Source organism: Pseudomonas sp. NPDC090233 (assembly GCF_044772285.1).
Taxonomy (GTDB): domain Bacteria; phylum Pseudomonadota; class Gammaproteobacteria; order Pseudomonadales; family Pseudomonadaceae; genus Aquipseudomonas.
In genome coordinates this window covers 47749-67768 of the sequence record NZ_JBIVYQ010000010.1, presented here as the reverse complement: position 1 = coordinate 67768, position 20020 = coordinate 47749, and the positions used below count along the sequence as shown (strand labels likewise).

The following is a 20020-nucleotide window of genomic DNA, read 5'->3' as shown; positions in this document are numbered from 1 at the left end:
CGCTAGATAAATACCGCAGCCTGGTCGTCAGCGCTACGCACAGTGGTCACTCTCCAACAACGCGGGTGACCTCATGAGCATTCCCTACCTCCAGAACGCAGGCGTGGACTTCGTTCGCGCCCACCTGGCCCACTTTCCTCGCCCGGACCAGGCGGCAAACCAGGCCATTGAGCGCTGGAGCGCCCAACAAGGCGTGAAGCTGGACATCGAACACACCGATGTAGTGACGCTCCACTACCAAGGCGACGGCCAAGGCGGCTGGAATGCGGTAGTGGCCCAGCGCATTACCCTGACCGAAGCACTGCTCGGCAACTGGCAAGGCGAGAGCGACAACAACCTGGTCGGCGACTTGCTGCACGAGCCCTGGGCCGGCCACTTGCCCGGCACGATGCACATCGTCGATCGCTTGCAAACGCCCGACACGCTGACCAACGGCGCCGGCTACGAAGTGTTCAATGGCCTTTTCCGGCGCGAGCCTGTGCAACGCTACAGCAACGAAACCCATGTTCCGATAGCCGCCGAAACCTTGCAGAAATTCATCTGGAACCTGGATTTTCACAGCGTCTACAAAAACATGCTTGACCGCTACTGGCAGGACCACACGCACGATCACAGCGTATGCGAGCGGGTCAACTTTATCGCGGCCTGCAACAAGCAGGTCGCCGAGGGCAGCCTGAGCCGCGACGCAGCGTTGCTGGCATGGCGAGCCGCTGGGCTGACAGCCGACGCCGCTGGCGTGCAGGCCTGGCCGCTGAACGTGTATGGCTATGCGGCAACCGATCTGATCTGTTTCAAGGACAGCGCCAACGACCTGACGCTGTTGTACATACCCGGCAACACCTCGCCTCTGCATGAGTTCGACACGCAAGAGGCACTCAAACAATGGTTCGCCAAGCAACTCAAGAAGGCAGACAAGCGCCTGGTTCTGGAGGCTCACTTCCCGGTTGACGAGCGCGCCGACGGGCTCAGCTACAGCGGCCTGCACACGGCGCTTGAGGGCCTGGCAGCGTACCCCAAGCGCAATCACCTGTCGTCTGATCGCCCGGGGTTCACCACCGAGGGTGTCTGGAAGCCCGCCACCTATATCGACTACAAGGCCGCCAAGTACAGCCCGCCAATCTCCGGCGACCTGTTCCAGGCGCTGGCCGAACGACAGCGCCAACGCAGCTATCGCGATGCCGACGCGCTGATCACCACTGCCAGCGAGGTGGAAAAGGCCCGCTGGCTCGGTTACCTGCGCTCGGCTTGCAACCTGCTGGCGCCATTGGCGCTGGTGGTACCCGAACTGGCCATCGTCTTCGCCGTCGGCGGCGTGGCCCAGTTTGGCCTGGGGCTGGATCAGGCCATCAACGGCAAGACAGCGGAACAAAATGCCGCCGGGGTCAGCGACAGTGTCTACGGCCTGCTCAACGCCGCGCCGCTGGCACACGCGGTGGCCGGCGAGCGGTCGTTGCTGTTTCGCTTCAGGCGCAACGGTTTCGTAGCCCCCCGCGAAATCCATGGCCGCATGGGCTACCCGCTGAGCCCCCTGGAACCTTTTCATTTCGCAGAGCCGGAAGGCGCGGACTTTTTCGTTCGGGATAACAGGATCGAACCCTTGCCTGGGGCCGACCAGGCAACCGCGGACGCCGTGCAACGGGTCCCCAAATACACCCCAGAACCCGATACGCTGGGTGCTTCGATAGACGGCTACCTCGTCGATGTCATCTACGACGTGGAAGCGGACGCGTTCCTTTCAGCAGAACAAGCGAACAGCGTGACGCCCACTTACTACCGGGCCTCACTCAACGCCAGAAACTTACTGCCGGTCAGCGCCGAACGTGAAGTCAGCGACCAGACGCGCATGGCCACCCTCCGTGCCCTGGGTATCGATCTGCATTTGCCTGTCGACCTGCGACTACCAGCCGCCGAAGAAGCCACTGATGTGCCCACGCTCATCTCGGGGATCTGGGTGGGCGACAAAGTCATGGGCACGCCTCTATTGGAAAACATCGGCAGGAACGCAGCGCTGGTCGACGGTACCCCCTGGACGCTTCGACTCTACCTGAGCAACGCCAGCGCCGAAGCCTACCAACAGAACCTGCGCCTGCTGAGTCAGCACGCGCCCAGCCTGCAAGTCCTCACGCTGGAGGATCAGCCGTTGTTCGAAAGCTTCCGGCAAACGCCCGGCCATGCTCAGTATCAGGCAGCGATCGATGGCAATGGTGGTATGGCCCGCAACTATGCATCGGCGTCGGATGTGCTGCGCTACCACCTGCTGTATCACGAAGGCGGCCTTTATATGGACCTCGATGACCACCTGCTGACGCCTGGTGAATTTCCCCAAGGCGAACGTGCAGGGCTCGCCGGCCGAGTCATCGCCGATCTGCGCCTGCCGTGCAGCGCTGACGGGCTACTGCTGCCTTACCCTGTCTCCAACGAAACCCTGGGTATGAATGGGCTGTTCAACAACAGCATCATCGGCAGCCAGGCAGGCAACCCAACGCTTCTGGCCATCAGCGCCGAGATGAACGAACGCTGGCTGGCAGAGCCGGATTTCTACTTGAGTAAGCCAAGCCAGTTGGAAGACCCTGAGGCGTTCGGCCGGTATGCCAAGACCCTGAGCCGTCTCACCGGCCCGCAACTGCTCAGCGACATGATCGACCGTCACTTGCCAGCCCTGGCACAGTTGCGCCAGTTGTGGAACCTGCACGGCATCAAGATGCTGAACAGGCGCTACATCGCTACACCTGAAGCCATGCTGGTAGCGTTCGACCACGGCTTCCCACTTAGCCGGGTAGCGCAGATTGGCGGTACCCAGTCATGGGTGCACACCTGACATTGAGGGTCGGAGGCGAGCCGCGCACGCGTGGCTCTACTCTCAGTCGGCTCGATGCAACTTGCTCATCAACTCCGCCTCTGCCTGGGTCAGGCCGCAGCTTTCGGTCAACTCCGACACGCTGGCGCCCATGCCCACCAATCTGGCCGCCTGGCTGAAGGTGACGCTGCTGGGGTCGCGCTGTTCCAGGCGCTCCAGGCGGTCTGGCACGCTGGCCACCGCCGCACGCAGCTCATGGATGGCCTCACCCATGCGCACGGTGCCGTTCTGGTAGTCATCCAGGCGCTTGGCCAAATCCTTGATGCGCTGGTCGCGCAGCGCATCACCCACGGCCTGCTGCGCGGCCAGTTCGCGCTGGCGTTTGCTGTAGTTGAGGAAAAACCACAGGCTCACTGCCCACAGCAGCGCCAGGAAGATGACAGCAACCTCGAAGATCAACTCAGATGTTCTCCAGCTCGGACCACTCTTCCTCGGTCATCATCTTGTCCAGCTCGACCAGGATCAGCAACTCGCCGTTCTTGTTGCACACGCCCTGGATGAACTTGGCCGATTCTTCGTTGCCGACGTTCGGCGCGGTCTCGATCTCCGACTGGCGCAGATAGACCACCTCGGCCACGCTGTCGACCAGGATGCCAACCACTTGCTTGTCGGCCTCGATGATGACGATACGGGTGTTATCGGTCACGTCCGACGGCATCAGGCCGAAGCGCTGGCGGGTGTCGATCACCGTCACCACGTTGCCGCGCAGGTTGATGATGCCCAGCACGTAGCTCGGCGCGCCCGGCACCGGAGCGATCTCGGTGTAGCGCAGCACTTCCTGCACCTGCATCACGTTGATGCCGTAGGACTCGTTGTCCAGACGGAAGGTTACCCATTGCAGGATCGGATCTTCTGAACCCTGTGCAGACGACTTTTTCATTCCCCTAGCCCTCAAAATCCGCCATTGGCGGTGTGTTCGCAGTTATTTGTGGTTGGCGTGCAGCTGCTTGACCGCGCCACTGGCGATCAGCTCGGCCAATTCGGCGACGTCGAGCAGTGCACACATGTGTTCGATGACCGTGCCGGCCAGCCACGGGCGCTGGCCACGCTGGCTGCGCCACTTGATTTCGGCCGGGTCCAGGCGCAGCGAGCGGCTGACCTGATGCACGGCCAGGCCCCATTCGTAGCCCTGCACGGAAATCACGTAGTTCAGGCCCTGGCGGAAGTCGTCCCGGTAACGGTCGGGCATCACCCAGCGCGCGGTGTCCAGCACCTTCAGGTTGCCCGCCTGGCAGGTCAGAATGCCGAGGAACCAGTCCGGCTGGCCGAACAGTGGTGTCAGCTCCTGACCTTCCAGGCTGTAGATCGAGCCCAGGCACACCAGCGGTACCGCCAACGTCAGCCCGGCGACGTCGAACAGCAGGCACTCGAACGGCTCGGCCGCCCACAGCGGCCGGCCATCGACCGTGGCTGGCGGGGCCGGCACGTTCGGCGCAGGCAGGTGCACCTCGACCAGCGGCGCAACCGGTTCGGGCGCCTGGATTTCGGCCAGCACCGGGATGCTGGCTTCGGCCACCACCTCGGCCTCGACCACCGCAACCACCGGTTCTTCGACCGGCAGTACGGTGGGCAGCACTTTCAATTGCGGCTCAGCAAAAGGCCTTGGCGCTGGAGCGCTGACAGGCGCTTCGGCGTGCTGGCGGGCGTCGCGGGCCTGTTCTTCACGCACCGCGTCGGCGAATTCGTCGCGGGCAGCCGGCGATGGCAAGTCGAGAAGATCCTCGGCTTCGGTAGCCTCCTGCAGCAGGCCATCGAGGTAGGACTGCAGGGCCAATTGCGGCCGGCTGCCGGTCTTGATCGTCATGACGCCACCTGCACGGCAGTCTTGTAAGTGAGCAGGTGTTTGAGCAGCGCCCGGTAAGCGATCACCCCACGGCTCTTGCCGTCGAACTGCGACGGCGTGACACCGCTGCGGCTGGCATCGCGCAGGCGCGTATCGACCGGGATATAGCCCTGCCACACCTGATGTTCATAGGTATCACGCAAAACCTTGAGCGTGCCCAGCGAGGCTTGCGTACGGCGGTCGAAGAGGGTCGGCACGATCTGATACGGCAAGGCCTGCTTGCGCGAACGGTTGACCATGGCCAGGGTGCCGATCATGCGTTCCAGGCCTTTTACCGCGAGGAACTCGGTCTGCACCGGCACCACCAGCTGCTGGCTGGCGGCCAGGGCATTGACCATCAACACACCGAGCAACGGCGGGCTGTCGATCAGGGCGAAGTCGAAATCCTGCCACAGCTGCGCCAGACTCTTGGCGATCACCAGGCCCAGGCCACTCTGCCCGGGCGACTGACGCTCCAGCACCGCCAATGCGGTGCTCGACGGCAGCAGCGAGATACGCTCGTGGCTGGTCGGCAACAACAGCTGCCCAGGCAAACCTTCCGGCACCTGGCCCTTGTGCAGGAACAGGTCGTAGCAGCTGTGCTCCAGGGCATCGGGGTTGTGCCCGAAATAGCTGGTCATCGAGCCATGCGGGTCGAGGTCGACGACGACCACGCGCTTGCCCGCCTCAGCCAGCAGGCCGGCCAAGGCGATAGTGGTGGTGGTCTTGCCGACCCCGCCTTTTTGATTGGCTACTGCCCAGACTCTCATAGGACAACTCTTGACTCGTTGATGCCGCAGGGTAGCGGTGACAGAGAATTGACGAGTTACTGCCCCGCCCCCATTGCTGGCGTTGCCGGTGCACTTTGTGTGCCAGCCCGACGCAGCGCGGCGTCCGGGCTGGCATTGGCAGTGCCGGAGCCCGTGAGGCTGCGGCGCACTTCGAGGTTGCGGGAAATCACCAGCACCACCCGGCGGTTGCGCGCGCGGCCCTCGGCGGTGTCGTTGCTGGCCAGCGGCTGGTATTCGCCGTACCCGACCGACGCCATGCGCGCCGGATTCACCCCTTCCATCGCCAGCAGGCGGACGATGCTTGCCGCCCGCGCCGAAGACAGCTCCCAGTTGGTCGGGTATTGCGCGGTGCGGATCGGCAGGTTGTCGGTGAAGCCTTCGACGTGCACCGGGTTGGCGAACGGTTTGAGTATGTTCGCCACCTTCTCGATGATGTCGAACGCCTTGTCACTGGGCATCGCATCGCCGCTACCAAACAGCAACGAAGAGTTGAGCTCGATTTCCACCCACAACTCGTTGCCGCGAACCGTCATCTGGTCAGACTTGATCAGGTCGCCAAAGGCATCGCGCACGTCGTCACTGATGGCTTTCAGCGGGTCGACGCTGCTCTGCGCCAGGCCCGCGTCAGTCTGTTCGCTGTCCTTGATCAACGGCTCGGCCGGCTTGACGCTGAGCGGCTGCTCATCGCCGATGGGGATTGGCTTCATGCTCCGCTCCGGGTCGTTGAACACCCCCAGCAGCGCTTGCGAAATGACCTTGTACTTGCCCTCGTTGATCGACGAAATCGAGTACATGACCACGAAAAAGGCGAACAGCAAGGTGATGAAGTCGGCGTACGACACCAGCCAGCGTTCGTGATTTTCGTGTTCCTCGGTATGGCGACGGCGACGCATGGGTTACTCCATGAAGCCTTGCAGCTTCAGCTCGATCGAGCGCGGGTTTTCACCCTCGGCAATCGACAACAGGCCTTCAAGCAGCATCTCGCGGTAGCGCGACTGGCGCATGACGATGGCCTTGAGCTTGTTGGCGACCGGCAGCAGGATCAGGTTGGCGCTGGCCACCCCGTAGATGGTGGCGACGAAGGCCACGGCGATGCCGTTGCCCAGCTGCGACGGGTCGGCCAGGTTGCCCATCACGTGGATCAGGCCCATTACCGCACCGATGATGCCGATGGTCGGCGCATAGCCGCCCATGCTTTCGAACACCTTGGCGGCCTGGATATCGCGGCCTTCCTGGGTCAGGAAGTCGACTTCGAGAATGCTGCGGATGGCCTCGGGCTCGGCGCCGTCGACCAGCAGCTGCAAGCCCTTGCGGGCATACGGGTCGGGCTCGCCATCGGCCACGCCTTCCAGGCCCAGCAGGCCTTCCTTGCGCGCCGTCAGGCTCCAGTTCACTACCCGGTCGATGCCACCGGCCAGGTCGACCCGTGGCGGGAAGATGATCCAGCGTGCAATCTGCATGGCACGCTTGAACGACGACAGCGGCGACTGCAGCAACGCCGCCGCCAGGGTGCCGCCGAGCACGATCAGCGCCGCCGGGCCGTTGATCAGCGCGCCGACGTGGCCGCCTTCGAGGAAGTTGCCGCCGATGATGGCGACGAAGGCCAGGATCAGACCAATCAGGCTCAGGACATCCATCAGACGCAGGCCTCGACCAGGTGCTTGCCGATTTCATCCAGGCTGTACACCGCATCGGCCAGGTTGGCTTTGACGATGGCCATGGGCATGCCATAGATCACGCAGCTGGCTTCATCCTGGGCCCACACGGTGCTGCCTCCCTGCTTGAGCAGGCGCGCGCCTTCTCGGCCATCGGCGCCCATGCCGGTGAGTACCACCGAGAGCACCTTGTCGCCGTAGGATTTCGCCGCCGAACCAAAGGTAATATCCACGCAAGGTTTGTAGTTCAGGCGCTCGTCACCGGGCAGGATCTTCACCGTGCCGCGGCCATCGATCATCATCTGCTTGCCGCCGGGGGCCAACAGCGCCAGACCGGGGCGCAGCAGGTCGCCGTCCTCGGCTTCCTTGACGGTGATCTTGCACAGCTTGTCGAGGCGCTCGGCAAAAGCCTTGGTGAACGCCGCCGGCATGTGCTGAATCAGCACGATGGGCGCTGGGAAGCCTGCTGGCAGCTGAGTCAGCACGCGTTGCAGCGCTACCGGGCCACCGGTGGACGTACCAATGGCCACCAGCTTGTAAGGCTTGCGCTTGGGCGCTGGCGAATGTGCAGGCGCCACTGGTGCAGTGCGGGCAGGCACCGCCGCGCGCGCCGGGGCGTGGCTGGCAAGGCTGCTGACCGGGGCCGGAGCGCTGCTGGCAGGTGCTGGCGCGGCGACCGGCGCCGGGCTTGCGTAACCGCCAAAACGGCGGTTGCTGCGCGAAATGGTATGCACCTTTTCGCACAGCATCTGCTTGACCTTCTCCGGGTTGCGCGAGATGTCTTCGAAGTTCTTCGGCAGGTAATCCACCGCGCCGGCGTCCAAGGCATCGAGGGTCACCCGAGCGCCTTCGTGGGTCAGCGAGGAGAACATCAACACCGGCGTCGGGCAGCGCTGCATGATGTGCCGCACAGCGGTGATGCCATCCATCATGGGCATTTCGTAGTCCATGGTGATGACATCGGGCTTGAGCGCCAGCGCCTGGTCGATCGCTTCCCTGCCGTTGGTCGCGGTACCCACGACCTGGATCGTCGGGTCGGCCGAGAGGATTTCCGAGACGCGGCGGCGGAAGAAACCGGAATCATCCACCACCAGGACCTTGACTGCCATAAACACTCCATTAGGCGGCGCAGCCCATCAGGCCGCGCCACCGAAATCAAATACGCCGCGCCGCGTAACGCTTGAGCATGCTCGGTACGTCGAGAATCAGCGCAATGCGACCGTCGCCGGTGATGGTGGCGCCGGACATGCCCGGGGTGCCCTGCAGCATCTTGCCCAGCGGCTTGATCACCACCTCTTCCTGGCCCACCAGCTGGTCGACCACGAAGCCGATACGCTGGGTACCCACCGAGAGAATCACCACATGGCCCTCGTGCTGCTCTTCGTGCACCTGGCCCTGGACCAGCCAGCGCTTGAGGTAGAACAGCGGCAGCGCCTTGTCGCGCACGATCACCACTTCCTGGCCGTCGACCACGTTGGTGCGCGACAGGTCGAGGTGGAAGATCTCGTTGACGTTGACCAGTGGGAAGGCGAATGCCTGGTTGCCCAGCATCACCATCAGGGTCGGCATGATCGCCAGGGTCAGCGGCACCTTGATGACGATCTTCGAACCCTGGCCCTTGGCCGAGTAGATATTGATCGAGCCATTGAGCTGGGAAATCTTGGTTTTCACCACGTCCATGCCGACACCACGGCCAGACACGTCTGAAATTTCCGTCTTGGTCGAGAAGCCCGGGGCGAAGATCAGGTTGTAGCAGTCCGACTCGCTCAGGCGCTCGGCGGCGTCCTTGTCCATCAGGCCCTTTTCCACGGCCTTGGCCCGCAGGATGTTGGGGTCCATGCCCTTGCCGTCGTCAGAAATCGACAGCAGGATGTGGTCGCCTTCCTGTTCGGCCGACAGCACCACGCGGCCGGTGCGCGCCTTGCCCGAGGCTTCACGCTCATCCGGCATTTCGACGCCATGGTCGACCGCGTTGCGCACCAAGTGCACCAGCGGGTCAGCCAGGGCCTCGACCAGGTTCTTGTCGAGGTCGGTCTCTTCACCGACCAGTTCCAGGTTGATCTCTTTCTTGAGCTGGCGAGCCAGGTCGCGGACCAGGCGCGGGAAGCGGCCGAAGACTTTCTTGATCGGCTGCATGCGGGTTTTCATCACCGCGGTCTGCAGGTCGGCGGTGACCACGTCGAGGTTCGACACGGCCTTGGACATGGCCTCGTCGCCGCTGTTCAGGCCCAGGCGCACCAGGCGGTTACGCACCAGCACCAGTTCGCCGACCATGTTCATGATCTCGTCCAGGCGCGCGGTGTCGACGCGCACGGTGGTTTCCGCCTCGCTGACGTGCTTCTCGGCAGCCGGGGCCGGAGTACGGGCCGGCGCGGCGGGCTTGGCCACCGCAGCGGGCGCCGGCTGGGCGACAGGCTGGCTTTGCGGCCTGGCGGCGACAGGCGCAGCAACGGCAGCCGGCGCTTCGGCGGTGACGGCATCGCCAGAGAACTTGCCTTTGCCATGCAGCTGGTCGAGCAGTGCTTCGAACTCGTGTTCGCTGATCTCATCGCCGCTGGCGGCAGCCGGTGCAGCGTTGACCTGTGCAGGCGCGGCAACCGGCAGCGCATCGGCCTGGAAGGTGCCTTTGCCGTGCAGTTGGTCCAGCAGCGACTCGAATTCTTCGTCGGTGATCTCGTCGCTGGCCGGCGCACTGGCGGCAACGGCAACCGGCTCGCTGGCAACGACTTCAGCCGAGAACTGGCCCTTGCCGTGCAACTGGTCGAGCAGCGACTCGAACTCGGCGTCGGTGATCTCGTCTGCTGCGCCGCTCACGGTTTCGCCCTGCAGCTGCTGTTCTGCAGCGGCAGCTTCGGCCTTGACCGCGTCGAGCGAGTCGAGCAGCTGTTCGAATTCGGTATCGGTGATGTCCGCCTCGGCGGCAGGCTCGGGCGCAGCCTCGACCACTGCGGCAGGGGCTGGCGCAGCGCCTGGTTCGGCCAGGCGCGACAAGGCCGCCAGCAGCTCGGGCGTGGCCGGAGTCACTTCGCTGCGTTCACGCACCTGGCCGAACATGCTGTTGACCGTGTCGAGCGCTTCGAGCACCACGTCCATCAGTTCCGCGTCGACCCGACGCTCACCTTTGCGCAGAATGTCGAACACGTTCTCGGCGATATGGCAGCACTCCACCAGCTCGTTGAGCTGGAGGAAGCCGGCGCCCCCTTTTACAGTGTGGAAACCGCGAAAGATCGCATTGAGCAGGTCGGCATCGTCGGGCCGGCTTTCCAGCTCGACCAGTTGCTCGGACAGTTGCTCAAGAATTTCGCCGGCTTCTACCAGGAAATCCTGAAGGATTTCTTCATCGGCGCCGAAGCTCATTAAACGTGCTCCTCAAAAACCCAGGCTGGACAGCAGATCATCGACATCGTCCTGACCGGACACGACGTCTTCACGCTTATCGGCATGAATCTGCGGACCTTCACCCCGAGCCGGATATTTTTCTTCATCTTTTTCAGCACGTAGCTGCTGGTGGTCATGTTCGATACCGGCAAAACGGTCGACCTGACTGGCCATCAGTACGAGCTTGAGCAGATTGCTTTCGACTTCGGTCACCAGCGTGGTCACCCGCTTGATCACCTGCCCGGTCAGGTCCTGATAGTCCTGGGCCAGCAGAATGTCATTGAGGTGGCCAGAGACCTTGCGGTTACCTTCGGCGCTGTGCGTCAGGAAACTGTCAACGCGCTTGACCAGGTCACGAAATTCCGGCGCAGCAACTTCGCGGCGCATGAAGCGCTGCCAGTCGACACTCAGGTTCTGCGCTTCGGTCGCCAGGTCGTTAAGCACCGGGGTGCTTTCCTCGACCAGGTCCATGGTGCGGTTGGCGGCGCCTTCGGTGAGCTTGACCACGTAGGACAAACGCTCAGTGGCGTCGGTGATCTGCGAGACTTCCTCGGCCTGCGGCATGCGCGGGTCGATCTGAAAGCTGACGATCGCGCTGTGCAGCTCGCGGGTCAGCTTGCCGACTTCCTGGTACAGGCCACGGTCGCGGGTCTGGTTGAGCTGATGAATCAGCTGCACCGCCTCGCCGAACTGCCCCTTCTCCAGGCTTTCGACCAACTCCTGGGCATGCTTCTTCAGGGTCGATTCGAACTCCCCCAAAGACGTTTGTGATGATTCCATGGCGCCCCCTGAGCTGATTCAGCCGTTGACGCGTTCGAAGATCTTCTCGATCTTTTCTTTGAGCACCTGCGCGGTGAACGGCTTGACCACGTAGCCATTGACCCCGGCCTGGGCCGCTTCGATGATCTGGTCGCGCTTGGCTTCGGCGGTCACCATCAGCACCGGCATGCCCTTCAGGCGCTCGTGCGCGCGCACCTTGCGCAGCAGGTCGATACCGGACATGCCCGGCATGTTCCAGTCGGTCACCAGGAAGTCGTAATGGCCGCTTTCGAGCATCGGCAGCGCCGTGGTGCCGTCGTCGGCTTCGTCGGTGTTGGTGAAGCCCAGATCACGCAGCAGGTTCTTGATGATCCGCCGCATCGTCGAGAAGTCGTCAACGATGAGGATTTTCATGTCTTTGTTCAATTAGACCTCCAAGCAGTCTCTAACGCGCTCGGCCCCGAGCGCGCACTCAATCAATTCGGTACAACGTGAAAACGACTGCAACGACCCCCGGCTCAGCGCGCCCGCCACTCCCCCAGACGGCTGCGCAGGCGCGCGGCACACTGGCTATGCAGCTGGCTGACACGCGATTCGCTGACCCCCAGCACCTCACCGATTTCCTTGAGGTTCAGTTCTTCGTCGTAGTACAGCGCCAGGACCAGCCGCTCACGCTCCGGCAGGTTGGCGATGGCATCGGTCAGGGCGACCTGGAAGCGCTCGTCTTCCAGGTCGCGCGACGGCTCGACCTGGCCACTGGCGCCATCCTCGTGCAGCCCTTCGTGTTCGCCGTCCTGCAACAGGTCGTCGAAACTGAACAGGCGGCTGCCCAGGGTATCGTTCAAAATCCCGTAGTAATCATCGAGACTCAATTGAAGTTCGGCAGCAACTTCATGATCTTTAGCGTCGCGGCCGGTTCTGGCTTCAACGGCGCGCATCGCGTCGCTGACCATGCGGGTGTTGCGGTGCACCGAACGCGGCGCCCAGTCACCCTTGCGCACCTCATCGAGCATGGCGCCGCGGATGCGGATGCCGGCGTAGGTTTCAAAGCTCGCACCCTTGCTGGCGTCGTACTTGTTGGCGACTTCCAGCAGGCCGATCATGCCGGCCTGGATCAAGTCCTCGACCTGCACGTTGGCCGGCAGGCGCGCCAGCAGGTGGTAGGCAATACGCTTGACCAGCGGGGCGTAGCGTTCGATCAGTTCGTACTGGGCGTCCTTGGACGCCTTGCTGTACATCTTGAAGCCGCTCGCACTCATAGCACTGGCCCTGCACTGGTGGGCTGAACCAGGCGCTCGACGAAGAACTCCAGGTGCCCGCGCGGGTTGGCTGGCAACGGCCAGCTGTCGACCTTCTGCGCAATGGCCTTGAACGCCAGCGCGCATTTGGAGCGCGGGAAGGCCTCGTAGACCGCCCGCTGCTTTTGCACCGCCTTGCGCACACACTCGTCGTACGGCACGGCGCCGACGTATTGCAGGGCGACATCGAGGAAGCGGTCGGTGACCTTGGTCAGCTTGGCGAACAGGTTGCGACCTTCCTGCGGGCTCTGCGCCATGTTGGCCAACACGCGGAAACGGTTCATCCCGTAATCGCGATTGAGCAGTTTGATCAGCGCGTAGGCGTCGGTGATCGAGGTGGGTTCGTCGCACACCACCAGCAGCACTTCCTGCGCCGCGCGGACGAAGCTGACTACCGAGTCACCAATACCCGCAGCGGTGTCGATCACCAGCACGTCGAGGTTGTCGCCGATCTCGCTGAAGGCCTGGATCAGCCCGGCATGCTGGGCCGGCGCCAGGTGCACCATGCTCTGGGTGCCGGAGGCTGCCGGCACGATGCGTACACCGCCTGGCCCCTGCAACAGCACGTCGCGCAGCTCGCAGCGCCCTTCGATGACATCAGCCAGGGTGCGTTTGGGGGTCAGGCCCAGCAACACGTCGACATTGGCCAGGCCCAGGTCGGCGTCCAGCAGCATGACCCGGCGGCCGAGCTCGGCCAGCGCCAGGGACAGGTTCACTGAAACGTTAGTCTTGCCGACGCCACCTTTGCCACCGGTTACGGCGATCACCTGTACGGGATGCATGCTACCCATGTTCGTTGTTTACCTTGTCTCGCTTGGACCCAAGCCACACGAGGGGCGATGCGGCAGCCCCCTTGGTGTAGGTATTTTGGACACGCTTCATCAACCCGCTCGCCGTGGATTGTGATAGAGATCAGCGAACATGTCGGCCATGGCCTCTTCGCTGGGCTCGTCCTGCAACTGCACATTCACTGCGCGGGTCACCAGCTGGTGCGCCCGTGGCAAGTGCAGGTCGTCAGGAATGCGCGGGCCATCGGTGAGGTAGGCCACGGGCAGTTCATGACTGATGGCCAGGCTCAGCACATCGCCGAGGCTCGCCGTTTCATCGAGTTTGGTCAGGATGCAACCGGCCAGGCCGCAGCGCTTGTAGCTGTGGTAGGCGGCGGTCAGCACCTGCTTCTGGCTAGTAGTGGCCAGCACCAGGTAGTTCTTCGAGGCGATGCCACGGCCGGCCAGGCTTTCCAGCTGCATGCGCAGGGCCGGGTCGCTGGCCTGCAGGCCGGCGGTATCGATCAGCACCACGCGCTTGCGCAGCAGCGGCTCCAGCGCCTGGGCCAGCGACTGGCCCGGGTCGACGTAGGTCACCGGCACATTGAGGATGCGCCCCAAGGTCTTGAGCTGTTCCTGGGCACCGATGCGGAAGCTGTCCATGCTCACCAGCGCCAGGTTCTGCGGGCCGTACTTGAGCACGTAACGCGCGGCCAGCTTGGCCAGGGTGGTGGTCTTGCCCATGCCGGCGGGGCCTACCACGGCAATCACACCACCCTCTTCGATCGGCTCGACCTCAGGTACCTCGATCATCCGCGCCAGGTGCGCCAACAGCATGCGCCAGGCATGGCGCGGCTCTTCGATTTCCTGGGTGAGTTCGAGCAGCTCGCGGGCGATCGGGCCGGACAGGCCGATACGCTGCAAACGGCGCCAGAGGTTGGCCTGGGCCGGCTTGCTGCCTTGCAGCTGGTTCCAGGCCAGCGAACCGAGCTGCACTTCCAGCAGTTCGCGCAGGCCGGACAGTTCCGAGCGCATGGCATCGAACAAACGAGGGTCGACCGGCGCCGGGGCGGCCGGGGCTACTGCAGCTGGCGCATCCACGTGCGGCTCGATCAACGGCTCCGATGCGGTCAGCGACTGGCCGGCAAACAATTGGCGGCTGCCTTCGCTGGCCTCGCTGCGGTTGTCCAGCTCGGCCTGGGCGGTGGCGATCCGCGTGTGGGTCTTGCGCAGCTCTTCTTCGAGCTCGGCATTGGGCACGCGCGGGGCCAGCGCGGACAGCTTGTAGTCCAGCGCGGCCGTCAGCTCGACACCGCCGGCGATGCGGCGGTTACCGATGATGGCGGCGTCGGAGCCCAGCTCATCACGAACCAGCTTCATGGCCTGACGCATATCGGCGGCGAAAAAACGCTTAACTTGCATAACCCACTACCTCAGCCGTTGGGGCCCACGGTGGCAACGATGGTGACTTGCTTGTTATCCGGTATTTCCTGATACGCCAGAACATGCAAATTCGGTACAGCCAGGCGGCCGAAGCGCGACAGCATGGCACGGATCGGGCCAGCGACCAGGAGGATGGCCGGTTGGCCTTGCATCTCCTGGCGCTGAGCCGCTTCGATCAACGAACGCTGCAGCTTTTCGGCCATGCTCGGTTCCAGAAGAACACCGTCTTCCTGACCTTGCCCGGCCCTTTGCAGACTATTGAGCAAAATCTGTTCCAACCTTGGCTCAAGGGTGATCACAGGCAGCTCGGACTCAACGCCGACAATGCTTTGCACGATGGCACGACACAATCCGACGCGCACTGCCGCGACCAACGCGGCGGTATCTTGACTCTTGCCGGCATTGTTGGCGATCGCCTCGGCAATACTGCGGATGTCACGCACCGGCACTTGCTCGGCAAGCAGCGCTTGCAGGACCTTGAGCAGGCCCGACAAGGAAATGACACCCGGCACCAGTTCCTCAGCAAGTTTAGGCGAAGCCTTGCCCAGCACCTGCAGCAATTGCTGGACCTCTTCGTGGCCAATCAGTTCGTGGCAATGCTTCTGCAGAATCTGGTTCAGGTGGGTGGCCACCACAGTACTGGCATCGACCACGGTATAGCCCAACGACTGCGCCTGGGCGCGCTGAGCGATGTCGACCCACACCGCCTCCAGGCCGAATGCCGGATCGCGGGCGGCGATACCGTTGAGGGTGCCAAATACCTGGCCGGGGTTGATCGCAAGCTCCCGGTCGGGGTAGATCTCGGCCTCGGCCAGAATCACGCCCATCAGCGTCAGGCGGTAGGCGCTGGGCTGCAGGTCGAGGTTGTCGCGAATGTGCACGGTGGGCATGAGGAAGCCCAGATCCTGGGAAAGCTTCTTGCGCACCCCCTTGATCCGCGCCAGCAACTGGCCGCCTTGGTTGCGGTCGACCAGCGGAATCAGGCGGTAGCCGACTTCCAGGCCGATCATGTCGATCGGCGTCACGTCATCCCAGCCCAGCTCTTTGGTTTCCATCGCCCGTTGCGGCGACGGCAGCAAGTCCTGCTGGCGCTGCGCTTCCTGCTGCGCGACGACTTTGGCCTTCTGCTGCTTCTTCCACACCAGGTACGCACCACCACCGGCCAGCAGGCCAAGGCTGAGGAAGGCGACGTGCGGCATGCCTGGCACCAGGCCCATGACGATCATCAAACCCGCCGATACACCTAGCGCCTTCGGCGAATCGAACATCTGCCGGTTGATCAGCTTGCCCATGTCCTCGGAGCCCGAGGCACGGGTAACCATGATCGCGGCCGCAGTAGAGAGCAGCAGTGATGGCAATTGCGCCACCAAACCGTCACCGATGGTCAACAGGGCGTAGACCTTGCCGGCATCGCTGAACGACATGTTGTGCTGCAACATGCCGATGAGCATGCCGCCGATCAGGTTGATGAACAGGATCAACAGGCCGGCGATGGCGTCACCGCGGACGAACTTGCTGGCACCGTCCATCGAACCGTAGAACTCGGCCTCCTGGGCCACCTCGGCGCGACGCGCCTTGGCCTGGGCCTGGTCGATCAGGCCGGCGTTGAGGTCGGCGTCGATGGCCATCTGCTTGCCGGGCATGGCGTCGAGGGTGAAACGTGCGCTGACTTCGGAGATACGCCCGGCACCCTTGGTCACCACGACGAAGTTGATGATCATGAGGATGGCGAACACCACCGCACCGACGACGTAGTTGCCGCCGATCACCACTTCACCGAAGGCCTGGATCACCTTGCCCGCAGCGCCGTGGCCCTCTTGACCATGAAGCATGACCACACGTGTAGAGGCGACGTTAAGCGCCAGACGCAGAAGTGTGGCGACCAGCAGAATCGTGGGGAACGCGGCGAAGTCGAGCGGGCGCAAGGCGTATACGCAGACCAGCAGGACCACGATCGACAGGGCGATGTTGAAGGTGAAGAACACATCGAGCAGGAACGGCGGTATCGGCAACATCATCATTGCCAACATCACCAGCAGCAACAGCGGCACACCCAGGTTGCCCCGACCGAGGCCAGCCAGGTTGTGGCGTGCGTTGCTGATTAACTGAGTGCGATCCACCGGGTGTCCTCTTCGAGCAAAACTTTGACGCCCAAGGGGCGCTTGGGCGTGGCTCTGCAAGAAGCTTTCCAACTTTGCAGGTATCAGGGCTCATCTCCCCAATGCCGTGGCTGACGGCGACCTGCCTCAGCCTCACAGCCATAGCCTTGGCGTGGGTCAACTGACAAATATGCCAGTAGCGGCCTCATCTGCTGAATTGTAGGTTCAACGCTGACTGGCTCATCGAAACGTCATCCAGCAATCACTGGAAACGGGTAGTCGCGCAGGCCGATCGGGAACCTACATGAGGCCTGAGATTATGAAGTTTTTGATACTGCTTCTATTGAATTTGATGCTGGCAGCATGTGTCAGCCCGCCGCGCACACCATCGACGAATACCACTTCGACACTTGACGGCGAAGCTACCGCCGCAGCGCTCACCGAGCAATACATGGATACCACGCCCAGGTGCAACAACTCGGACACGCAACCCGCGTTTCTTTGCTCGGGCGTGATCATTCGAGTTACCACTTACTCCGATGACTATGAGTCGTGGGACCCCAGCCCTATGGCCAAGAAAAAGCGCGCTGTCTCATTCTCTTACCTGCGCAAGGATCAAAACTTCGGACTTTTCGCCTATAGCCGCCCCAACGCTAACGGCTTCATCTTTTATCCCAACTTCAAAGTCACGCCGGAGCGGCGCATACCGGTACTCTGCTTCTAACCACAGGACGCGATGACCGACCTGCGTGTTGAAAAAGGACCCTGCGGCCGCTATCCCAACAATCCCACAAGCGAAACCTGCTGGGGTCGAAATCCGCCCATTTATACAGCCCAGCAATGGGTTGCCGCCTACCCCGCCACCCCCCAATTCAATGCCAACATCTGTGCGTTTGATGTAAGAGATGAACGCGATGGACATGCCACAGGTGCCTTCCATCATGGCCTGCTGGCGAAACGGCTGGATTCGTCGAGATTCTTCATGGCATGGAACGAGCTATTGCTGAGTGTGTGGACCGACGACACGGATGGTCTCCTACCCATACAGGCATTTTTCTACAACACCGCCACTGCGTTGGTAGACGCTAGAAAAGACAGAGACCGATTTCGCGTAAAAACCGGCATCGACATTCCACTGATCAAAGTCACTCTACCCACTGCTGCAACGGGTGATGCCAAATTCGAGTTTATCCAAGCCGATCAATAGCCTGCGGCAAGTGCATCAATCATCCCGCCGTAAATCCGGCGGAATTGGCAAGTCTTCCTTCAACGGCTCCGGCCGCTTGCCCTTGCCCGATCGGTACTGGCGAATCTGGAACACATACGCCAGCACCTGTGCCACTGCCAGGTACAAGCCCGCCGGAATTTCCTGCTCAAGCTCGGTGGAGTAATAGATCGCCCGCGCCAGCGCGGGCGACTCCAGAATCTGCACCTTGTGCTCGACGCCAATCTCGCGAATCTTCAGGGCGATGAAATCCGTCCCTTTGGCCAGCAGCAACGGCGCCACCCCACCCTTCTCCGGGTCGTATTGCAGGGCCACCGCATAGTGCGTCGGGTTGGTGATAATCACATCCGCCTCGGGCACTGCGGCCATCATGCGTCGCTGCGAAGCTTCACGCTGCAGTTGGCGAATACGCTGCTTGACCTCAGGCTTCCCTTCGCTGTCCTTGTACTCGTCCTTGACCTCCTGCTTGGTCATCTTCAGCTTCTTGTGCGTCTGATACAGCTGGAACGGCACATCCGCCGCCGCAATGATCAACAGCCCGGCGGCCATCCACAGTGCACTCCAGCCGACCACCTGAACACTGTGGATGATCGCCTGCTCCAGCGGTTCGTTGGCGATCGCCAGCAGCGCCTGACGGTCGTTACTGAGCACCACCAGCGCCACGATGAGGATCATGAAGAACTTGGCCATCGCCTTCAGCAGCTCGGTCAGCGCATTCATCGAGAACATGCGCTTGATCCCTGACAACGGGTTCATGCGGCTGAATTTGGGCTGCAGCAGGCTGCCCGAGAAGATAAAGCCGCCAAGGGCGACGGGCGAGATCAAGGCGACAATGAACAACAGCACCAGAATCGGCTGCGTCGCCCAGATGGCCATCTTGCCCGAGGCCAGCAGGAACAGGCCCATCGAGCGCTCATCGGTGAGCACTTCGCGGGTCAGCGAAAAATTCATCTGCATCAAGGTCATCAAGGCCTCGGCCAGATTGCCACCAAAAGCCAGCAATGCACCGGCACCGCCCAGGGTCACCGCGACGGTGTTCAGCTCTTTGGAGCGGGCGATCTCACCTTTTTCACGCGCGTCACGTTTGCGCTTGTCGGTGGGGTCTTCTGTCTTGTCCTGGCCGCTCTCGCTCTCTGCCATGCTCAGCGCGCCCTGGCCAGTTCACGCAGCCATTGCAGCGCTTCGCTGGCCAATGCCTGGTAGTGGGACAGTATGTCGGCCAGGCCGACCCAGAAAATGCCGATGCCCAGCACCAGCGTCAGCGGGAAACCGATCGAGAAGATGTTCAGCTGTGGCGCGGCACGCGTCATCACGCCAAAGGCGATGTTGATCACCAACAGCGCGGCGATCGCCGGCAGGATCAGCAACAGCCCGGCACCGAACACCCAGCTCAGGCGCCCTGCCATCTCCCAGTAATGATTGACCACCAGCGCCTGGCCAACCGGCAAGGTGGTGAAGCTCTCGGTCAGCACCTCGAACACCACCAGGTGGCCATTCATCAGCAGAAACAGCACGCTCACCAGCATGGTCATGAATTGGCTGACCACGGCCACGTTGACGCCGTTGGCCGGATCGACCATCGAGGCGAAGGCCATGCCCATCTGAATCGCGATGATCTGTCCGGCAATGACGAACGCCTGGAACAGCAACTGCAGCGAAAAACCGAACAACGCGCCGACAATGATCTGCTCGCCGCAAAGCAGCAGGCCGCGCAGGCTCAAGGGGTCGAATTCAGGCAAGGGTGGCAGCGCCGGGACGATCACCACGGTGATCGCCACCGCCGCATACAGGCGCACGCGCGCCGGCAGCATGCGGGTGCCGAAGATCGGCATGGTCATCAGCACCGCCGTCACCCGGAACAGCGGCAGCAGAAAGGTGGCGACCCAGGTGCCGATCTGCGCGTCGGTCAGCTCCAGCATGGCCGTC

19 protein-coding genes are annotated in these 20020 nt (G+C 62.6%); 3 read left to right on the top strand and 16 right to left on the bottom strand.

What is annotated here, in order from left to right:
• Positions 1-73 precede the first annotated feature (73 nt).
• Positions 74-2818 (top strand): dermonecrotic toxin domain-containing protein, encoded by a 2745-nt coding sequence (locus ACIQUF_RS24250; protein ID WP_403136165.1) that lies wholly within the window; start codon positions 74-76, stop codon positions 2816-2818.
• A gap of 42 nt (positions 2819-2860) precedes the next feature.
• Here the strand turns inward: ACIQUF_RS24250 and ACIQUF_RS24245 are convergent, their stop codons facing one another.
• The 14 genes from ACIQUF_RS24245 to flhA form a co-directional block, all read right to left on the bottom strand.
• A complete protein-coding gene (locus ACIQUF_RS24245) occupies positions 2861-3256 on the bottom strand; it encodes a DUF2802 domain-containing protein (protein WP_403136163.1) in 396 nt (131 codons plus the stop codon).
• Between the two features lies 1 nt (position 3257).
• Positions 3258-3737, bottom strand: coding sequence for a chemotaxis protein CheW (locus ACIQUF_RS24240; RefSeq protein WP_016393802.1), 480 nt, complete (start codon positions 3735-3737; stop codon positions 3258-3260).
• Positions 3738-3779: 42 nt separating this feature from the next.
• Positions 3780-4661 (bottom strand): CheW domain-containing protein, encoded by an 882-nt coding sequence (locus ACIQUF_RS24235; RefSeq protein ID WP_403136162.1) that lies wholly within the window; start codon positions 4659-4661, stop codon positions 3780-3782.
• Positions 4658-5449, bottom strand: a complete 792-nt coding sequence (locus ACIQUF_RS24230) for a ParA family protein (protein ID WP_403136160.1) — start codon at positions 5447-5449, stop codon at positions 4658-4660. The genes ACIQUF_RS24235 and ACIQUF_RS24230 overlap by 4 nt, the downstream gene beginning before the upstream one ends.
• A 56-nt stretch (positions 5450-5505) precedes the next feature.
• Complete coding sequence (gene motD, locus ACIQUF_RS24225; protein ID WP_403136159.1) at positions 5506-6363, bottom strand: flagellar motor protein MotD; 858 nt, start codon at positions 6361-6363, stop codon at positions 5506-5508.
• A gap of 3 nt (positions 6364-6366) precedes the next feature.
• Positions 6367-7107 (bottom strand): flagellar motor protein, encoded by a 741-nt coding sequence (locus tag ACIQUF_RS24220; RefSeq protein WP_403136158.1) that lies wholly within the window; start codon positions 7105-7107, stop codon positions 6367-6369.
• Positions 7107-8234, bottom strand: coding sequence for a chemotaxis response regulator protein-glutamate methylesterase (locus tag ACIQUF_RS24215; protein WP_403136156.1), 1128 nt, complete (start codon positions 8232-8234; stop codon positions 7107-7109). The genes ACIQUF_RS24220 and ACIQUF_RS24215 overlap by 1 nt, the downstream gene beginning before the upstream one ends.
• Before the next feature lie 46 nt (positions 8235-8280).
• A complete protein-coding gene (locus ACIQUF_RS24210; RefSeq protein WP_403136154.1) occupies positions 8281-10482 on the bottom strand; it encodes a chemotaxis protein CheA in 2202 nt (733 codons plus the stop codon).
• A gap of 12 nt (positions 10483-10494) precedes the next feature.
• A complete protein-coding gene (locus tag ACIQUF_RS24205) occupies positions 10495-11283 on the bottom strand; it encodes a protein phosphatase CheZ (protein ID WP_403136152.1) in 789 nt (262 codons plus the stop codon).
• A gap of 18 nt (positions 11284-11301) precedes the next feature.
• Positions 11302-11676 (bottom strand): chemotaxis response regulator CheY, encoded by a 375-nt coding sequence (locus tag ACIQUF_RS24200; RefSeq protein ID WP_133328372.1) that lies wholly within the window; start codon positions 11674-11676, stop codon positions 11302-11304.
• A gap of 104 nt (positions 11677-11780) precedes the next feature.
• Positions 11781-12521 (bottom strand): RNA polymerase sigma factor FliA, encoded by a 741-nt coding sequence (gene fliA / locus ACIQUF_RS24195; RefSeq protein ID WP_403136151.1) that lies wholly within the window; start codon positions 12519-12521, stop codon positions 11781-11783.
• Positions 12518-13351: a flagellar synthesis regulator FleN gene (gene fleN, locus ACIQUF_RS24190; RefSeq protein ID WP_016393812.1), complete on the bottom strand. Its 834-nt coding sequence runs from the start codon at positions 13349-13351 to the stop codon at positions 12518-12520. The genes fliA and fleN overlap by 4 nt, the downstream gene beginning before the upstream one ends.
• 90 nt (positions 13352-13441) lie before the next feature.
• On the bottom strand, positions 13442-14749 hold the full coding sequence (gene flhF / locus ACIQUF_RS24185; protein ID WP_403136149.1) for a flagellar biosynthesis protein FlhF: 1308 nt from the start codon (positions 14747-14749) through the stop codon (positions 13442-13444).
• Between the two features lie 11 nt (positions 14750-14760).
• A complete protein-coding gene (gene flhA, locus ACIQUF_RS24180) occupies positions 14761-16890 on the bottom strand; it encodes a flagellar biosynthesis protein FlhA (RefSeq protein ID WP_403136147.1) in 2130 nt (709 codons plus the stop codon).
• A gap of 298 nt (positions 16891-17188) precedes the next feature.
• Between flhA and ACIQUF_RS24175 the strand changes: the two genes are divergently transcribed.
• Together ACIQUF_RS24175 and ACIQUF_RS24170 are read left to right on the top strand one after the other, a co-directional pair.
• Positions 17189-17593: a hypothetical protein gene (locus tag ACIQUF_RS24175; protein WP_403136145.1), complete on the top strand. Its 405-nt coding sequence runs from the start codon at positions 17189-17191 to the stop codon at positions 17591-17593.
• Positions 17594-17605: 12 nt separating this feature from the next.
• Positions 17606-18076 carry a hypothetical protein gene (locus tag ACIQUF_RS24170; protein ID WP_403136143.1) on the top strand — a complete coding sequence of 157 codons (471 nt, stop codon included), beginning with the start codon at positions 17606-17608 and terminating at the stop codon, positions 18074-18076.
• Positions 18077-18091: 15 nt separating this feature from the next.
• On the opposite strand, the gene flhB is transcribed toward ACIQUF_RS24170, so the two are convergent.
• Both flhB and fliR read right to left on the bottom strand, forming a co-directional pair.
• Complete coding sequence (flhB, locus tag ACIQUF_RS24165; protein ID WP_403136141.1) at positions 18092-19234, bottom strand: flagellar biosynthesis protein FlhB; 1143 nt, start codon at positions 19232-19234, stop codon at positions 18092-18094.
• Between the two features lie 2 nt (positions 19235-19236).
• On the bottom strand, positions 19237-20013 hold the full coding sequence (gene fliR, locus ACIQUF_RS24160; protein ID WP_403136140.1) for a flagellar biosynthetic protein FliR: 777 nt from the start codon (positions 20011-20013) through the stop codon (positions 19237-19239).
• Positions 20014-20020 lie beyond the last annotated feature (7 nt).